Source organism: Rhizobacter sp. Root1238 (genome assembly GCF_001425825.1).
Classification (GTDB): domain Bacteria; phylum Pseudomonadota; class Gammaproteobacteria; order Burkholderiales; family Burkholderiaceae_C; genus Rhizobacter.
In genome coordinates this window covers 373,352-389,366 of the sequence record NZ_LMDM01000001.1, presented here as the reverse complement: position 1 = coordinate 389,366, position 16,015 = coordinate 373,352, and the positions used below count along the sequence as shown (strand labels likewise).

Here is a 16,015-nt window from a genome sequence, read left to right as displayed (position 1 = left end):
GGCATCCTGCGCAAAGTGGTCTAGACCACTTTCCAGAACCCCTCGAAGGCCGCCGATGAACTCCACCACCGACATGAAGACCGTGGCCCATGCCGCGGCACAGGCCGCACGCTCGGCTCCCGGCCGCGTCGTGCGGGCCCCGCGCGGCAGCACGCTGAGCTGCAAGTCGTGGCTCACCGAAGCGGCGTTCCGGATGCTCCAGAACAACCTCGACCCCGAGGTCGCCGAGCGCCCCGAGGAGCTGGTGGTCTACGGCGGCATCGGCCGCGCGGCGCGCGACTGGGCCTGCTTCGACCAGATCCTCGCGTCGCTGCGCGAGCTGGAAGACGACGAATCGCTGCTGATCCAGTCCGGCAAGCCGGTCGGCGTGTTCCGCACGCACCCGGACGCGCCCCGGGTGCTGCTGGCGAATTCCAACCTGGTGCCGAAGTGGGCCACCTGGGAACATTTCAACGAGCTCGACCGCCAGGGCCTCTTCATGTACGGCCAGATGACCGCCGGCTCGTGGATCTACATCGGCACCCAGGGCATCGTGCAGGGCACCTACGAGACCTTCGCCGAAGCCGGACGCCAGCACTTCGGCGGCACGCTGGCCGGGCGCTGGGTGCTGACGGCCGGGCTCGGCGGCATGGGTGGCGCACAGCCGCTGGCCGCGAGCTTCGCCGGCGCGGTCTCGCTGAACATCGAATGCCAGCAGAGCAGCATCGATTTCCGGTTGCGCACGCGCTACCTCGACAAGCAGGCGAAGGACCTGGACGACGCCCTCGCGCTGATCCAGCACCACACGTCGAAGCGCGAGGCGGTGTCGATCGGCCTGCTCGGCAATGCCGCCGAACTGCTGCCCGAGCTGGTGCGGCGCGCGAAGGCCGGCGGCATCCGGCCCGACATCGTCACCGACCAGACCTCCGCCCACGACCTGATCAACGGCTACCTGCCGATCGGCTGGAGCGTCGCGCAGTGGCGCGATGCGCAGCGCGACCCGCACCAGCACGAGCGCCTGAAGCAAGCGGCAGCGCAGTCGTGCGCGGTGCACGTGCAGGCGATGCTCGACTTCCATGCGATGGGCGTCGCGACCGTCGACTACGGCAACAACATCCGCCAGGTCGCGTTCGACCAGGGCGTGAAGAACGCGTTCGACTTCCCCGGCTTCGTGCCGGCCTACATCCGCCCGCTGTTCTGCGAAGGCAAGGGCCCGTTCCGCTGGGTCGCGCTGTCCGGCGACCCGGACGACATCCGCAAGACCGACGCGAAGATCAAGCAGCTGTTTCCGCACAACGCGCACGTGCACCGCTGGCTCGACATGGCCGGCGAACGCATCGCGTTCCAGGGCCTGCCGGCGCGCATCTGCTGGCTCGGCCTCGGCGAGCGGCACGTGGCCGGGCTGGCGTTCAACGAGATGGTGCGCAGCGGCGAACTGAAGGCGCCGATCGTGATCGGCCGCGACCACCTCGACACCGGCTCGGTCGCGAGCCCGAACCGCGAGACCGAAGGCATGAAGGACGGCACCGATGCGGTGTCCGACTGGCCGCTGCTGAACGCGCTGCTGAATGCCTCGGGCGGCGCGACCTGGGTGTCGCTGCACCACGGTGGCGGCGTCGGCATGGGCTACTCGCAGCACGCCGGCATGGTGATCGTCGCCGACGGCAGCGACGCGGCCGCGAAGCGGCTGGCACGCGTGCTGGTCAACGACGCCGGCTCGGGCGTGATGCGCCATGCCGATGCCGGCTACGAGCTCGCGGTGCAGACGGCGCAGGCCCAGCACCTGAAGCTGCCGATGGTCGGCCGCTGATGAGCGGGCGCAGCGAAACGCTGGACCTGCAGTCGCTGCCCGCCATGGCCTGGCGCAACGGTGCCGGGCTGACGCGTGAGCTGGCGGTGCAGCCGCGCGACGCCTCGGCCAATTTCGACTGGCGCCTCAGCGTCGCCGAGGTCGAGCGCGACGCGCCGTTCTCGGCCTTTCCGGGCATCGACCGCTGCATCGTGCTGCTGCGCGGTGCCGGCATGCACTTGCAGTCGCCCGACCGTCGGCTCGACGAGCGGCTCGACCGCGCGCATGAGCCCTTCCATTTCTCCGGCGACGACGCGCTGAACGCCACGCTGCTCGACGGCCCGTGCCGCGACTTCAACGTGATGGCGCGCCGCGGCCGCTGGCGTGCCGACGTGCGCGCGCTGCACGGCGCCACGCGCACCGAGCCGGCCGCGGCCGGGCTGCTGCTCGCGAGCCTCGGCCGCTGGTCCGACGGTGCGCGCGGACTCGGTCCGCTGCAGGCCTGGCTGTGGCGCGACGGCATGCCCGCGCTGTCGCTCGACTGCACCGGCGACGCGCCCTGCGCGCTGCTGGTGCGGCTGGAGCCCCTCGCATGAGCCCGGCAGGATCGCTGTTCGCCTCCCACGCGCTGCTGCCGCAGGGCTGGGCCGACGACGTGCTGCTGCAATGGGACGACGCCGGCACGCTGACCTGCGTCGAAGCCGGCCTGCCGCTGCCCGCCGGCACCGAACGCGTGGCCGGCGTGCTGCTGCCCGGCCTGCCGAACCTGCATTCGCACGCGTTCCAGCGCGCATTCGCCGGGCTCACCGAGCACCGCAGCGCCGAGCAGGACAGCTTCTGGAGCTGGCGCACGCTGATGTATGGCTTCGCGCAGGCGCTGACGCCCGACGCGCTGCAGGCGATCGCGACGCAGCTCTACATCGAGATGCTGCAGGCCGGCTACACCGCCGTCTGCGAGTTCCACTACGTGCACCACCAGCCCGACGGCCGCGTGCATGCCGATGCGGCCGAGATGTCGCTGCGCTTGGTGGCCGCTGCGCGCGACGCCGGCATCGGCCTGACGATGCTGCCGGTGCTGTACCAGGCGAGCGGGTTCGGCCGCCAGCCGGCGCTGGCCGGGCAGCGCCGTTTCCTGAACAGCGTCGACGGTCTGCTGTCGCTGATCGGCCGGCTGCGCCACGACGGCGTGCGCGTCGGCGCGGCGCCGCATTCGCTGCGCGCGGTGCCGCCCGAGGCGCTGCGCGACCTGCTCGGCGGGCTGCACGGCGCCGATGCCAGCGCGCCGGTGCACATCCACGTGGCCGAGCAGCAGCGCGAGGTCGACGACTGCCTGGCCTGGAGCGGCCAGCGGCCGGTGCAGTGGCTGCTGGACCATGCCGCGGTCGACGCGCGCTGGTGCCTGGTGCATGCGACGCACCTCGATGCGGCCGAACGCCGCGCGCTCGCCCGCAGCGGCGCGGTCGCCGGCCTGTGCCCGAGCACCGAGGCCAACCTCGGTGACGGCGTGTTCGATGCCGAGGCCTTCATCGCCGACGGCGGGTACTGGGGCATCGGCTCCGACAGCCATGCGTGCGTCGACGCCGCCGAGGAACTGCGGCTGCTCGAGTACGGCCAGCGGCTGACGAAGCTGCGCCGCAACGTGCTCGCGAGCGCCGCGCACCCGCAGGTCGCCGACGCGATGTGGCTGTCGGCGGTGGCCGGCGGCGCGCGCGCCAGCGGGCGCTCGATCGCCGGGCTGCGCGTCGGCCAGCAGGCCGATTTCGTTCACCTGGCCGCGTTCGATGACGCTGGCCTCGCCGCGTCGCAACGCCTCGCGCGCCATGTGTTCTCGACGCACGGCGCCCGCGGCGTGCGCGACGTCTGGGTGGCCGGGCAGCGCCGTGTGCACGACGGGCAGCATGCAGGCGCCGGGCGCGCCGCCGAGGCCTTCGTCGCCGCGCGCACCCACCTGCTGGAGCACCGATGACCGACCTGCTGCTGACGAACGCGCGCATCGTCGACGGGCTGGACGAGGCCTGCACGCCGTCGGCGCCGGGCTTCGTCGCGGTCACCGGCGGCCGCATCGAGCGCGTCGGGCCGATGTCCGCGCTGCCGGCCGGCCTGCAGCCGCGCACCGAGCACGATGCCGGCGGCGCGCTGCTGACGCCCGGCCTGGTCGATTGCCACACCCACCTGGTCTACGCCGGCGACCGCGCGCGCGAGTTCGAACTGCGGCTGCAGGGCGCCAGCTATGAAGAGATCGCGCGGGCCGGCGGCGGCATCCGCTCGACCGTGCGGCAGACCCGCGACGCGACGCCCGAGGCCTTGTTCGACGCGTCCGCCCGCCGGCTGCGCGAGCTGATGCGCCACGGCGTGACGACGGTCGAGATCAAGTCGGGCTACGGCTTGTCGCTCGATGCCGAACGCAAGTGCCTGCAGGTGGCCCGCCGGCTCGGCGAGCGCTTCCCGATCGACGTGCGCACCACCTTGCTGGCCGCACACGCACTGCCGCCGGAGTTCGACGGCCGCGCCGACGCTTACATCGACGAGATCGTCGAACACCTGCTGCCGGACATCGCACGGGCCGGCCTGGCCGATGCGGTCGACGCGTTCTGCGACACGATCGGCTTCACGCCGGCCCAGACGCAACGCGTGTTCGACGCGGCGCAGCGCCACCGGCTGCCGGTCAAGCTGCATGCGGAGCAGCTGTCGAACCAGCACGGCGCCGCACTTGCCGCCGACTTCGGCGCGCTGTCGGCCGACCACCTGGAGCATGTCGACGAAGCCGGCGTCATCGCGATGGCGCGCGCCGGCACGGTGGCGGTGATGCTGCCGGGCGCGTACTACTTCCTGCGCGACACCGTGGTGCCGCCGATCGCGCTGTTCCGCCGGCACCGCGTGCCGATGGCCGTCGCGACCGACTGCAACCCGGGCACCAGCCCCGGCACCCACCTGCCGCTGATGATGAACATGGCCTGCACGCTGTTCCGCATGACGCCGGCCGAGGCGCTTCTCGGCGTCACCCGCCATGCGGCCCAGGCGCTCGGCCTGGCGGCCACGCACGGCTGCATCGAGATCGGCAGGCAGGCCGACCTGTGCCTGTGGGACGTCGACCACCCGGCCGCGCTGAGCTACGCGATCGGCGCGAGCCCGCTACGTGCGTGCTTCCATCGCGGCATCGAGCGCGGCCTGCAGCATCCGCTGTAGCAGCGGCCGCACGCGGGCCGCGAGATCGGGCCGGAAGCCGAACGGCGCCGGCTCGTCCATGTAGGTGCAGTGGCACATCTCCATCTGCAGCGCGTGGATGCCGCGCGCCGGTTCGCCATAGTGGCGCGTGATGTAGCCGCCCTTGAAGCGGCCGTTGCTCACCTGCGTGTAGTCGCGCTGGCCGCCGAGCACCGCCTCGACCGTCGCCTGCACGCGCGGTGCGCATGCGCGCCCCTGGTCGGTGCCGAGGTTCAGGTCGGGCAGCTTGCCGTCGAAGAAGCGCGGCAACACGCTCGAGATCGAGTGTGCGTCCCACAGCACGGCCACGCCGTGCAGGTCGCGCAGGCGCTCCAGCTCGCCGCGCAAGGCCACGTGGTACGGGCGCCAGAAGCGCTCGCGCCGCGCGTCGACCTCGGCCGCGTCGGGCGCCTGCCCAGCAAGGTACAGCGGCTGCTTGTGGAAGGTGTCCTGCGGCACCAGGCCGGTGGTGTCCTGCCCGGGGTACAGATTGGTGTCTTCCGGCGGGCGGTTCAGGTCGATCACGTAGCGCGACATCTGCGGCACCAGCGTGCTCGCACCCATCTTCGCGACGAAGTCGTAGAGCAGCGGCAGGTGCCAGTCGGTGTCGGCGCGCAGCAGCGCCTCGGGGGTCATGCGCGCCTCGATGTCCGGCGGGATGCCGGTGCCGGCGTGCGGGAACGAGACGAGCAGCGGAATGCTGCCCCGCGAGAGTGCATGCGTCGGTGCGTGCGTGCTGGTTTCCATGGGTGGAAGTGGCCTAGACAACCGGAAGGCCGAGTGTAGACTGCCCGGCACGGGGCTTGCATCAGGCCCGTCGGCTTTCCCCTTCCCGCAGGAGTCCTGATGAATCCAGTGCGTGCCCTGGCCGGTCTGATGATCGGATCGATGATGTGGTCGGCGCTGCCGGCGATGGCGCAGGAGACGCCGGTCGCGATCGCGATCTCCGGCTGGACCGGCTTCGCGCCGCTGACGCTCGCGAAGGAGGCCGGCATCTACAAGAAGCACGGCCTCGACGTGTCGATCAAGAAGATCCCGCAGAAAGACCGCCACCTCGCGATCGCGTCGGGTGACGTGCAATGCGCGGCCACCACCGTCGAGACCTGGGTGGTGTGGAACGCCAACGGCGTCGCCACGACGCAGATCTTCCAGCTCGACAAGAGCTTCGGCGCCGACGGCATGGTGGTGCGCAACCACATCGCGAAGATCTCCGACCTGAAGGGCAAGACGGTGGCCGCCTCGGCACCGGGCACCGCGCCGTACTTCGGGCTGGCGTGGATGCTGAAGAAGAACGGCCTGTCGGTGAAGGACGTGAAGGTCGTCACGCTCGAACCGCAGGCGGCCGCGAATGCCTTCGTCGCGAACGCCGGCGACCTGGATGCCGCGATGACCTACGAGCCCTACCTGTCGACGGTGCGCGCGAAGCCCGAGGCCGGCAAGATCATCGCGACCACACTGGACTACCCGATGGTGATGGACACCTTCGGCTGCACGCCGAAGTTCCTGGCGGAGAACCCGAAGGCCGCGAAGGCGCTGGCCGACAGCTACTTCGACGCGCTGGAGATGATCCGCAACGAGCCGAAGAAGTCGTTCGAGATCATGGGCGCCGACGTGAAGCAGAGCGGCGAGGCCTTCGAGAAGTCGCAGGCCTACCTGCGCTGGCAGGACCGCGCGGCGAACCAGCGCTTCTTCACCAGCGTGCTGCAGCCGTTCAGCAAGGAGGCGGCCGAGCTGCTGCTGGAGATCGGCAGCATCAAGCAGATCCCCGACCTGAAGGCGCTGTCGGACACCCGCTTCATCCAGTGAAGCCGCTGCAGCAGGTCGAACCCGGGCAGCGCATCGCGCTCGGGGTCGCGTTCTTCGTGCTGTTCTTCGCCGGCTGGGCGTTCGCCACGCTCGGCGGCTTCGTCTCGAAGACCTTCCTGGCCGACCCGCTCACCATGGTCCGCTCGGGCTGGGACCTGCTCGCGCAGCAGGGCTTCGCGCACGACATCGGCATGACGATGTGGCGCGTGATCGGCGGCTTCGTCGCGGCCGCGCTGCTCGCATTGCCGCTGGGCGTCGCGATGGGCGCGTACAAGCCGGTCGAGGCGTTCTTCGAGCCCTTCGTGTCGTTCGCGCGCTACCTGCCGGCGTCGGCCTTCATCCCGCTGCTGATCCTGTGGGCCGGCATCGGCGAGGCGCAGAAGCTCGCGGTGATCTTCCTCGGCTCGTTTTTCCAGCTGGTGCTGATGATCGCGGTGAGCGTGGGCAACACCCGGCGCGACCTGGTGGAGGCGGCCTACACGCTGGGCGCGCGCGACTGGGGCATCGTGCGCCGCGTGCTGATCCCGGCCGCCGCGCCGCAGGTGGCCGAGACGCTGCGCCTGGTGCTCGGCTGGGCCTGGACCTACGTGATCGTCGCCGAGCTGATCGGCGCATCGAGCGGCATCGGCCACATGATCACCGACAGCCAGGCACTGCTGGCCACCGACCAGATCATCTTCGGCATCATCACCATCGGCGTGATCGGGCTGGTGTCCGACCTGGGGTTCAAGCGCCTGAACCGCCGCCTGTTCCGGTGGGCCTCGCTGTGAGCCGGCTGTCGATCCGCGGCGTGGGCCGCAGCTTCGCCGGCCTGCATGGCGGCAGCCCGACGCTCGCCTTGCAGCCGACCGACCTGGAGGTTGCCGACAACGACTTCATCACCGTGCTGGGGCCGTCGGGCTGCGGCAAGTCGACGCTGCTGCGCATCGTGGCCGGGCTGGATGAGCCGAGCACCGGCCAGGTGCTGCTCGACGGTGCGCCGGTGCGCGGCCCGGGCGCCGACCGCGGCATGGTGTTCCAGAGCTACACGCTGTTCCCGTGGCTGACGGTGCGGCAGAACATCTGCTTCGGGCTGCGCGAGAAGGGCCTGCCCGACGCGCAGCAGCGCGAGATCGCGCAGCGCTTCATCGCCGAGGTCGGGCTCGCCGGCTTCGAATCGCACTACCCGAAGCAGCTGTCGGGCGGCATGCAGCAGCGCGTCGCGCTGGCACGGGCGCTGGCCAACGACCCGAAGATCCTGCTGCTCGACGAACCGTTCGGCGCGCTCGACCACCAGACGCGCGCGCTGATGCAGGAGTTGCTGCTGTCGATCTGGGAGCAGCACCGCAAGACGGTGCTGTTCGTCACGCACGACATCGACGAGGCGATCTTCATGGGCAACCGCTGCGCGGTGTTCAGCGCACGGCCGGGCCGCATCAAGACCGAACTCGCGATCGACCTGCCATACCCGAGGCACTACACGGTGAAGACGACGCCGCGTTTTTCGGAATTGAAGGCCCGGCTGACGGAGGACATCCGGGCCGAGAGCATCAAGGCGGCCGGCATGGCCGAGGTCACGAGCCGGTCTTGAGGAGTTGCTGCAGGCCGGCGATGCGTGTCGCTTCGGTCAGCGGCACGCCGGCTTGCTGCGCGCAGGCCGGCCAGCGCGCGAAGACATCCGCCAGCCGGTCGATGTGGTGAGCGGGCTGCCGGATCCCGAACTGGTCGCCCACCTGCACGAGGTCTGCACGCGTGATGCCTTCTCCTTTGCCCGCGACCAGCATCTGGTGCTGGCGCGTCCATTTGCCCGGTGCCGGGTTGTGCGCAAAGCAAAGGTCGTAGGCGGGTGCCAGCGACCACGCGCCGGACTCGTCCATCAGGAACGCGAGGTTCTTCGTGTGATCGTCGCAGTTCCTCGCCATCACATTGAAGACGCATCGCAGCCACGCCTGCTCCATCGCCGCGGCGCCGAGGTTCATCGACAGGATCGTGCGGAAGAACTGCTCGTAGCCGTGCACGTAGGGCGTGTTGAAGTCCAGGTGCTGCAGGCCGCACAGTGAATGCACATGCAGCTTGCGGTTGCCCACGCGGTCGAAGCGGCGGGTCATGAAGTGCGCCCGCCCGCCTTCTTCCAGCAGACGGCATTCGCTCATCTCGATGCCGCACGCGATGGCCATCAGGTAGTGGGCGTACTCGATGCGCCCGAAGCCCGCCGCGGCGCCGAGCTGGCCGTCGTCGCCGACCCCATCGAACTTCAGCAGCCAGTGCTCGTACCCGGCCGGCAACTCGAACTGCCCCGACACGATGCTGTTGCTCTCGGCATTCCAGCCGATCACGGCCTTGGCACGGGCACCGCCGGCGGAGCTGCCAACGTCGATGATGTCCTGCGCGACCTCGGAGAACTCGCCGCGCAAGGCCCGCCGCGCGTCCTCGACGAGGCTCGCCATCTGCAGCGGGGCCGCGGCCTGCGCCGAGTCGCGGTCGCGCACGGCCGGCTCGAACTCCAGCGCACCCATCGCGCGGCGACCGACGTACACGAGGCGCTGCAGGGTCGTGATGTCCGACGGCGCGATGCCGCGCCGCGTCAGGTATTCGTTGATGAGCGCGTTGCCGAAGCGGTCCGGCAGCGCGTCGGCCAGCAGCCCGGGCAATCCGAAATAGGTGTCTTGCGGGAGCCCGGGAAAGCTGTAGCGCCGGCGTGGGCTGAGCGGCATCTGCAGCGGCGACAGCTCGAGGCCTGAACGCGCGAAATCCGCGCTGTACTGGAATTCGAAGAAGCCGGGCTTGCCGCGCAGCGCCGCCACCGCACCGACCTGTTGCCCCCACAGCCGGACCTCGACGACACGGAGGTCACTGGCCATGTTTCACGCCGAGGCTGGCGCTGGCGCGCCGCGGCGCGCGCTGGCGGACCGGCTTGGCCTGTTCGGCTTCGAGCAGGTCCAGCGGGCCCGGCCCTTCGGGAGTGGGAACCAGCGCTCCCAACCGGTCGAGGAGCCCCATCGCCCGCATCAGCGCAATCAGGTTGCGCAAGGTGATGCCACCGGTTTTCTCGAATCGCTTCAGTGGGGTCAGCCCCATGCCGCTGCGTTGCGACAGTTCGTCGAGCGTCATGCCGGCGGCATCGGGATCGAGGCGCCACGCACGGAGCTGCTGCGCAAGCTGCAGCGCGACTTCCTCGTTGGTCAGGTGATCCAGGCTCATGGTGGTCTCTTGCGATAATAGTCTAAAAGTAGCCTGCTAACAGCCCACTCAGCCGACAACAGCCTAACATTAGGCTATCACATTGGAGACACCGGAGTCGATGGCCAATCAGGCCAACTTTAGATTCATAAGCACAGAAATTCTCGATAGCAGACTATTTTTAGCCCTTTATCGACTCAGCATGTTCCAGCATGTCGATGGCCGCCTCGATGTCCGGCGCCATCAGCCGGTCTTCCTTCAGGAATGGCACCCGCTCGCGCAGCCGCGCATGCAGGCACTCCAGCGCCGGCGACGAGCGCAGCGGCCGGTGGAAATCGAGCGCCTGGGCCGAGGCCAGCCACTCGATCGCGACGATGCCGGCCGTGTTGTCCAGCATCTGGTGCAGGCGCCGCGCGGCGTAGGTCGCCATCGACACATGGTCTTCCTGGTTGGCCGAGGTCGGCAGCGAATCGACGCTCGCCGGGTGCGCCAGCGACTTGTTCTCGGACGCGAGCGCCGCCGCCGTCACCTGCGCGATCATGAAGCCGGAGTTGAGCCCGCCGTTCTCGATGAGGAAGGCCGGCAGCCCGGAGATGCCCGGGTCCATCAGCATCGCGGTGCGCCGCTCCGACAGCGCGCCGATCTCGGCGATCGCGAGCGCCAGGTTGTCGGCCGCGAAGGCCACCGGCTCCGCATGGAAGTTGCCGCCTGACAGCGCCTCCAGCGTGTCGGCGAACACCAGCGGGTTGTCGGAGACGCCGTTCGCCTCGGTCAGCAGCACGTTCCATGCATGCTGCATCTGGTCGAGGCAGGCGCCCATCACCTGCGGCTGGCAGCGCAGGCAGTACGGGTCCTGCACCTTGTCGCAATCGAGGTGCGACTGGCGCAGCGCGCTGCCGGCCAGCCAGCTGCGGAAACTGGCCGCCACCTTGCGCTGGCCCGGCTGGCCGCGCACTTTATGGATGCGGTCGTCGAACGGCGTGTCGGCGCCCTTGGCGGCATCGACCGTCATCGCGCCGATGCCGATCGCCGCGTCGAAGATGCGCTCGAGCCGCTGCACCGCGACCAGCGCGAGCGCGGTCGACGCCTGCGTGCCGTTCAGCAGCGCCAAGCCTTCCTTCGGGCCCAGCACCAGCGGTTGCAGCCCGGCGTGCGCGAGCGCCTGCAGCGCGGGGACGCGCTTGCCGTCGACGAAGGCCTCGCCGACCCCGATCAGCACGCCGCTCAGGTGCGCGAGCGGCGCCAGGTCGCCCGACGCACCGACCGAGCCCTTCTCCGGCACCACCGGCAGCACGTCGGCCGCCAGCAACGCCAGCAGCGCCTCGATGACCTGCGGCCGCACGCCCGACACGCCATGCGCGAGGCTGGCCGCCTTCAGCAGCAGCATCAGCCGCACCACCGGTGCCGCCATCGGCTGGCCGATGCCGGCGCTGTGCGACAGCACCAGGTTCTTCTGCAACTGCGCCAGCTGGTCGTCGGGGATGCGCGTCTGCGCCAGCTTGCCGAAGCCGGTGTTGATGCCGTAGACCGGTTCGTGGCGCGCCATCAGCATGGCCACCGCCTGCACGCTGGCGTCGATGCCGGCCCGGGCCGACGGCGCGATCGTGAAGCGGGCCCGGCCCGCGGCCGCATCGAGCAGCATCGCCTTGTCGAGCTGGCCGGGGGTGATCAAGTGCGCAGGCGTCGTCATGAGGGTCCTCGCAGGCCGCGGCGAGCGCCGCAAAGTGGTCTAGACAACTTTAGCACAGGGGTAAGATCGGCCCATGAAATCCGGCGACAAGACGCTGCCCTACGAAGCAGTCAAGCATTCGATCCGACACCGCATCGCCGAGGGCGGCTGGCAGCCGGGCGTCAAGCTGCCGTCGGAGCGCGAACTGGTGCAGGAGTTCGGCTGCGCCCGCATGACGGTGCACCGCGCGCTGCGCGAACTCGAAGACGAGGGGCTGATCGAGCGCCGCCAGGGTTCGGGCTCGTACGTGGCCGAGCTGCACCCGATCTCCAACCTGCTGCAGGTGCGCGACATCCACGACGAGATCGTCGAGCGCGGCCACCGCCACACGACGCGGGTGTGCGGCGTCGAGCGGGTGAAGGCGAGCGCCGAGATCGCGGCCGCGATGCGCCTGCGCAAGGGCGCGGCGGTGATCCGCTGCCGGCTGGTGCACCTGGAGAACGGCGTGCCGATCCAGTACGAAGACCGGCATGTGAACCCGGCGCTCGCGCCCGACCTGCTGGCGCAGGACTTCACGCAGGTCACGCCGTCGCACGTGCTGTTCGAGCACGCGCCGCTGACCGAGGCCGAGCAGGTGGTCGAGGCGGTGCTCGCGACCGACGAGCAGGCGCGGCTGCTCGACGTGCCGCCCGGCAGCGCGCTGCTGCAGGTGTCGCGGCGCACGCTGTCGCAGGGCGTCGTCGCGTCGGTCGCGCGGCTGGTGCATCCGGGCGGGCGCTATCGCTTGATCGGCTCTTTCTCCCCCGGCAAATCGTGATCGCCCGCCGATCCGGATGACAATCCGCCTTCGATCGTTTGTTCAAGAGACCCGCCATGCCCGCTCCCACCGCCCTGCCCGCTTCGCTGCCGCCCGCCCATGACCTGACCGATGCCGAGTTCGCCGAACTCGACGACTTGCTCGCGGCGACGCCCGAGCCGCTGCAGCCGGTCGATGCGGTGATGCTCGACGGCTTCCTGTGCGGCGTGCTGGTGCAGCCGGTGCTGCTCGATCCGGCGACCTGGTTCCCCCACGTGTTCGATTTCGACGGCCAGCCGCTGCCCGACGACGTCGACACCGCCTGGCTGGAGCGCACCCGCGCGCTGGTGCTGCGCCGTTACACCGCACTGAACCGCGCGATCGTCGAGGACGGCTGGTTCAACCCGCTGGTGCTGGAGTTCGACGACGAGCACCCGCCGGCCCCGCTGGCCGAAGGCGAGGTCGATCCGATGGAAGGGCTGGCCGAGGTGTCGCAGCCGCTGATGCCGTGGGTCGCCGGCTTCCAGCATGCGGCGATCTGCTTTCCCGACCTGATGGAGCTGCCGCAGGACGAGGTGATGACCTCGCTCGCGCGGCTGTACCGCCACCTGCCGGCCGAGACCGACGAGGAGCGCGAGGTCGTCGCGACGCTCGACCGCGAGTACCCGCTGTCGACGCTGGACGACGCGATCGAGGAGATGGTCACCACCGTCGCCGAGCTGTCCGACCTGACGCGCGACGCGCGCTACAAGGTCGACACCGTGAAGCGCGAGACGCCGAAGGTCGGCCGCAACGACCCCTGCCCGTGCGGCAGCGGCAAGAAGTTCAAGCAATGCCACGGAGCCACTTGAACCGGTGAAGCTCCAGCTGCTGTCCGACCTCCACCAGGAGACCGAGAGCTTTGCCCCCGAGCCCGCACCCGACGCCGAGCTGCTGGTGCTGGCCGGCGACATCGACAGCACCTGGAAGGCGTTCGACGCCTTCCGCGGCTGGCCGGTGCCGATCGTCTTCGTCGCCGGCAACCACGAGTTCGACGGGCGCGAGCTGAACGACACCTGGCCGGCGCTGCGCGCAAGCTGCGAAGCGCTCGGCATCACGATGCTGGAGCGCGAGACCTGCGTGCGCAGCGGCGCCGACGGCCGGCGCATCCGCTTCGTCGGCACGGTGCGCTGGTGCGATTTCGACCTGTTCGGCGCCGCGCAGCGCGACAAATCGATGCGCGCCGGCTCGTACTTCATGAAGGTGCAGCGCTCGACGCTGAACGGCGAGGTGTTCGCCGCGCCGCAGGTGCGCGACGAAGCGCTGGCCTGCCGCGACTGGCTGGCCGCCGCGCTCGCGGAACCCACCGACGCCGACGCGACCGTCGTCATCACGCACTTCGGCCCGAGCTTGCGCAGCGCCGACCCGCGCTACGGCAGCCAGGCCGGCACCGCGAGCTTCTGCAATGCCGACGACGACCTGCTGCCCGGCGCCAACCTGTGGATCCACGGGCATGTGCACTGCCGGCACGACTACCAGGTGGCCCATGCGACAGGCGTCACGCGCGTCGTCTGCAACGCGCGCGGGCACACGAAGCGCGGCGAGAGCGCGGGCTACGACGGCCTGCGCGTGATCGAGGTGTGAGCGCTCAGGGGTGGCGCCGCGCGGTGATGCGGCTCATCCACTGCAGCGGTGCCGGCGCGGTTGCCCCCGGCGAGAACGCATCGAGCTCGCTGTCGCGCGGCGGCGACAGGCTCATGTCGAGCCCGAATGCGGTGCCGTAGTCGGCGGCCTCGGGTTCCACCTGGCGCGGGGCGCGGCGCGGGGCCAGCGATGCCAGCCAGGACCATCCGGATGCCAGGTTCATGATGCGGCTCCACGAGTGCTTGTGACATTCAGTGTCGGATGCCACCTGCTGTTGCTGAAGCTCGAAATGAAGCACGCGAACGGTGCAGTTCGCGCCGCCGTGGTTCAAGTCACATCCAGCACCGCGCGCGCGCCGGACAGCAGCGCGTCGCCGACCCGGTCGAGCAGCCCGACGCGCGCCGACGGCGCCGCGCCGTCCGGGCCGAGCTTCCACTGGTGCCAGTACAGGCGCACCGCCAGCCGGTCGTCCGGCCGCAGCGCGACCAGTGCACCGCTGTCGAGCAGTGGACGCGCCTGCAGTTCCGGCACGACGCCGATGCCCCAGCCCATCGCCGCCGCCCGCACATAGGCCTCGGACGACGGCACGTAGCGCTCGCTGAGCCGCGGCTGGCGTACGCCGAAGGCCTTCGACACCCAGTGCTGCTGCATGTCGTCCTTGCGGTTGAAGATCAGGAACGGCACCTGCGCGAAATTCGCGCGCGTCAGCCCGTGCGGCAAGGCCTCGGCGATGAAGCCGGGGCTCGCGACCGCGGTGTAGTGCATCGCGCCCAGCGGCACGACGCGGCAGCCGCGCAGCGCCTCGCTGATGCTGGTCACGCAGCCGAGCACCGCGCCTTGGCGCAGCCAGTCGTGCGTGAAGTCCTGGTCGTCGACCACCAGCTCCAGCGACAGGCCTTCGTGCACCAGCGCATCGAGCGCCGGCAGCACCCAGGTCGCGAGGCTGTCGGCATTCACCGCGATCGGCAGGCGCTGGTCGGACGCCGGCGCCTCGCCCAGCTCCAGCGCCAGGTCGGCCCGCATCGCCTGCAGTTGCCGGGCGAAGCGCAGCAGCAGCTTGCCGGGCTCGGTGAGCCGCAGCGGGCGCGAGCGCACCACCAGCGGCTGGCCGACCTGCAGCTCCAGCGTGCGCAGCCGCTGCGAGACGGCCGATTGCGTGATCGCCAGGCGCTGCGCCGCCCGTTCGAAGCTGGCGGTGTCGGCCAGCGCAGCCAGCGCATCGAGCGCGGCGGGGTCCAGGTCTTTCATAAGTCATGCTAATGCAAGCCGAGAAATATGAATCCTCCTTCATGGATTCGTGGGGCTTGCCGACAATCCGGCGGCCTGCCGTTGCCCATCAGAACCCGCACCGATGCCCATGCCCCCCGATCTCTCCGCCGCATTCGCCCAAGGCTGGCTGATGACCGCCGGGCTGATCGTCGCGATCGGCGCGCAGAACGCGCTGGTGCTGCGCCAGGGGCTGGCGCGGGCCCACGTCGGACCGGTGGTCGCGCTGTGCACCGCCTCCGACTGGCTGCTGATCCTGCTGGGCGTGTTCGGGCTCGGCGCCGCGGTGCAATCGATGCCGGTGCTGCTGCAGGTGCTGCGCTACGGTGGTGCGGCGTTTCTGTGCCTGTACGGCCTGCGCTCGGCGCGCCAGGCCTGGCGCGGCGCCGAAACCGGGCTGCAGGCCCGGGCCGGCGCCGGCAGCCTGGGCGCCACGGTGGCCAGCGTGCTGGCGATGACCTACCTGAACCCGCATGTCTACCTCGACACCGTGCTGCTGCTGGGGACGGTCGGTGCGCAGCAGCCGGGCGACGGCCGCTTCGCCTTCGCGGTCGGCGCGGGTCTTGCGTCGCTGATGTGGTTCATGACGCTCGGCTATGGTGCCGCAGCGGCCTCGCGCTGGCTGCAGCGCCCGGCGGTGTGGCGGGCGATCGATGCCAGCGTCGCGGTGGTGATGTTCTGCGTGGCAGCCCAGCTGTTGTGGCGCCCGCTCTGAAGGAGCTTC

Annotated in this window: 17 protein-coding genes; 11 read left to right on the top strand and 6 right to left on the bottom strand. The window is 70.3% G+C overall.

Translation table 11 applies throughout. The annotated features are described in order from the left end of the window. Positions 1-55 precede the first annotated feature (55 nt). From hutU to hutI, 4 genes are read left to right on the top strand one after another with little or no spacing between them, the layout of a single operon-like run. Positions 56-1,789, top strand: coding sequence for a urocanate hydratase (gene hutU / locus ASC98_RS01825; protein ID WP_082541805.1), 1,734 nt, complete (start codon positions 56-58; stop codon positions 1,787-1,789). Further along, complete coding sequence (locus tag ASC98_RS01820; protein WP_056803620.1) at positions 1,789-2,364, top strand: HutD family protein; 576 nt, start codon at positions 1,789-1,791, stop codon at positions 2,362-2,364. Before hutU ends, ASC98_RS01820 begins: the two co-directional genes overlap by 1 nt. Then, entirely contained in the window at positions 2,361-3,734 is a 1,374-nt protein-coding gene (locus ASC98_RS01815; RefSeq protein WP_056803618.1) for a formimidoylglutamate deiminase, read from the top strand. Before ASC98_RS01820 ends, ASC98_RS01815 begins: the two co-directional genes overlap by 4 nt. After that, positions 3,731-4,954 (top strand): imidazolonepropionase, encoded by a 1,224-nt coding sequence (gene hutI, locus ASC98_RS01810; protein WP_056803615.1) that lies wholly within the window; start codon positions 3,731-3,733, stop codon positions 4,952-4,954. The genes ASC98_RS01815 and hutI overlap by 4 nt, the downstream gene beginning before the upstream one ends. Here hutI and hutG read toward each other — a convergent pair. Then, positions 4,901-5,719, bottom strand: coding sequence for an N-formylglutamate deformylase (hutG, locus tag ASC98_RS01805; RefSeq protein WP_056803613.1), 819 nt, complete (start codon positions 5,717-5,719; stop codon positions 4,901-4,903). The two genes, hutI and hutG, sit on opposite strands and share 54 nt — an antisense overlap. 129 nt (positions 5,720-5,848) lie before the next feature. Here hutG and ASC98_RS01800 point away from each other — a divergent pair, with 129 nt between their 5' ends. Genes ASC98_RS01800 through ASC98_RS01790 form a run of 3 tightly spaced genes read left to right on the top strand, consistent with a single transcriptional unit; the run spans position 5,849 to position 8,348 of the window. Further along, on the top strand, positions 5,849-6,778 hold the full coding sequence (locus ASC98_RS01800) for an ABC transporter substrate-binding protein (protein WP_157597885.1): 930 nt from the start codon (positions 5,849-5,851) through the stop codon (positions 6,776-6,778). After that, positions 6,775-7,548: an ABC transporter permease gene (locus ASC98_RS01795; RefSeq protein WP_056803607.1), complete on the top strand. Its 774-nt coding sequence runs from the start codon at positions 6,775-6,777 to the stop codon at positions 7,546-7,548. Before ASC98_RS01800 ends, ASC98_RS01795 begins: the two co-directional genes overlap by 4 nt. Next, positions 7,545-8,348: an ABC transporter ATP-binding protein gene (locus tag ASC98_RS01790; RefSeq protein ID WP_056804748.1), complete on the top strand. Its 804-nt coding sequence runs from the start codon at positions 7,545-7,547 to the stop codon at positions 8,346-8,348. Before ASC98_RS01795 ends, ASC98_RS01790 begins: the two co-directional genes overlap by 4 nt. Here the strand turns inward: ASC98_RS01790 and ASC98_RS01785 are convergent. From ASC98_RS01785 to hutH, 3 genes are all read right to left on the bottom strand, one after another. Then, entirely contained in the window at positions 8,332-9,618 is a 1,287-nt protein-coding gene (locus ASC98_RS01785; RefSeq protein WP_056803604.1) for a type II toxin-antitoxin system HipA family toxin, read from the bottom strand. The two genes, ASC98_RS01790 and ASC98_RS01785, sit on opposite strands and share 17 nt — an antisense overlap. Beyond that, positions 9,608-9,958 carry a transcriptional regulator gene (locus ASC98_RS01780; protein WP_056803601.1) on the bottom strand — a complete coding sequence of 117 codons (351 nt, stop codon included), beginning with the start codon at positions 9,956-9,958 and terminating at the stop codon, positions 9,608-9,610. The genes ASC98_RS01785 and ASC98_RS01780 overlap by 11 nt, the downstream gene beginning before the upstream one ends. A 160-nt stretch (positions 9,959-10,118) precedes the next feature. Beyond that, positions 10,119-11,627, bottom strand: coding sequence for a histidine ammonia-lyase (gene hutH / locus ASC98_RS01775; RefSeq protein ID WP_056803597.1), 1,509 nt, complete (start codon positions 11,625-11,627; stop codon positions 10,119-10,121). A 73-nt stretch (positions 11,628-11,700) separates the two neighbouring features. Between hutH and hutC the strand changes: the two genes are divergently transcribed. From hutC to ASC98_RS01760, 3 genes are read left to right on the top strand one after another with little or no spacing between them, the layout of a single operon-like run. Beyond that, positions 11,701-12,423, top strand: a complete 723-nt coding sequence (gene hutC, locus ASC98_RS01770) for a histidine utilization repressor (RefSeq protein WP_056803593.1) — start codon at positions 11,701-11,703, stop codon at positions 12,421-12,423. 56 nt (positions 12,424-12,479) lie between these two features. Next, positions 12,480-13,253 (top strand): YecA family protein, encoded by a 774-nt coding sequence (locus ASC98_RS01765; RefSeq protein ID WP_157597847.1) that lies wholly within the window; start codon positions 12,480-12,482, stop codon positions 13,251-13,253. Between the two features lie 4 nt (positions 13,254-13,257). Then, complete coding sequence (locus tag ASC98_RS01760; protein ID WP_056803590.1) at positions 13,258-14,025, top strand: metallophosphoesterase; 768 nt, start codon at positions 13,258-13,260, stop codon at positions 14,023-14,025. A gap of 4 nt (positions 14,026-14,029) precedes the next feature. On the opposite strand, the gene ASC98_RS01755 is transcribed toward ASC98_RS01760, so the two are convergent. After that, positions 14,030-14,248, bottom strand: coding sequence for a hypothetical protein (locus ASC98_RS01755; RefSeq protein ID WP_056803586.1), 219 nt, complete (start codon positions 14,246-14,248; stop codon positions 14,030-14,032). A gap of 104 nt (positions 14,249-14,352) precedes the next feature. Beyond that, positions 14,353-15,273: a LysR family transcriptional regulator ArgP gene (locus ASC98_RS01750; RefSeq protein WP_056803583.1), complete on the bottom strand. Its 921-nt coding sequence runs from the start codon at positions 15,271-15,273 to the stop codon at positions 14,353-14,355. A 103-nt stretch (positions 15,274-15,376) separates the two neighbouring features. On the opposite strand from ASC98_RS01750, the gene ASC98_RS01745 reads away from it, so the two are divergent. Then, complete coding sequence (locus tag ASC98_RS01745) at positions 15,377-16,006, top strand: LysE/ArgO family amino acid transporter (RefSeq protein ID WP_200952991.1); 630 nt, start codon at positions 15,377-15,379, stop codon at positions 16,004-16,006. Positions 16,007-16,015: the final 9 nt, after the last annotated feature.

Coding starts and splice junctions, on each gene's coding strand:
- hutU (WP_082541805.1), top strand. CDS start 56: ATGAACTCCACCACCGACATGAAGACCGTGGCCCATGCCGCGGCACAG.
- ASC98_RS01820 (WP_056803620.1), top strand. CDS start 1,789: ATGAGCGGGCGCAGCGAAACGCTGGACCTGCAGTCGCTGCCCGCCATG.
- ASC98_RS01815 (WP_056803618.1), top strand. CDS start 2,361: ATGAGCCCGGCAGGATCGCTGTTCGCCTCCCACGCGCTGCTGCCGCAG.
- hutI (WP_056803615.1), top strand. CDS start 3,731: ATGACCGACCTGCTGCTGACGAACGCGCGCATCGTCGACGGGCTGGAC.
- hutG (WP_056803613.1), bottom strand. CDS start 5,719: ATGGAAACCAGCACGCACGCACCGACGCATGCACTCTCGCGGGGCAGC.
- ASC98_RS01800 (WP_157597885.1), top strand. CDS start 5,849: ATGATCGGATCGATGATGTGGTCGGCGCTGCCGGCGATGGCGCAGGAG.
- ASC98_RS01785 (WP_056803604.1), bottom strand. CDS start 9,618: ATGGCCAGTGACCTCCGTGTCGTCGAGGTCCGGCTGTGGGGGCAACAG.
- ASC98_RS01780 (WP_056803601.1), bottom strand. CDS start 9,958: ATGAGCCTGGATCACCTGACCAACGAGGAAGTCGCGCTGCAGCTTGCG.
- hutH (WP_056803597.1), bottom strand. CDS start 11,627: ATGACGACGCCTGCGCACTTGATCACCCCCGGCCAGCTCGACAAGGCG.
- hutC (WP_056803593.1), top strand. CDS start 11,701: ATGAAATCCGGCGACAAGACGCTGCCCTACGAAGCAGTCAAGCATTCG.
- ASC98_RS01765 (WP_157597847.1), top strand. CDS start 12,480: ATGCCCGCTCCCACCGCCCTGCCCGCTTCGCTGCCGCCCGCCCATGAC.
- ASC98_RS01755 (WP_056803586.1), bottom strand. CDS start 14,248: ATGAACCTGGCATCCGGATGGTCCTGGCTGGCATCGCTGGCCCCGCGC.
- ASC98_RS01750 (WP_056803583.1), bottom strand. CDS start 15,273: ATGAAAGACCTGGACCCCGCCGCGCTCGATGCGCTGGCTGCGCTGGCC.
- ASC98_RS01745 (WP_200952991.1), top strand. CDS start 15,377: ATGCCCATGCCCCCCGATCTCTCCGCCGCATTCGCCCAAGGCTGGCTG.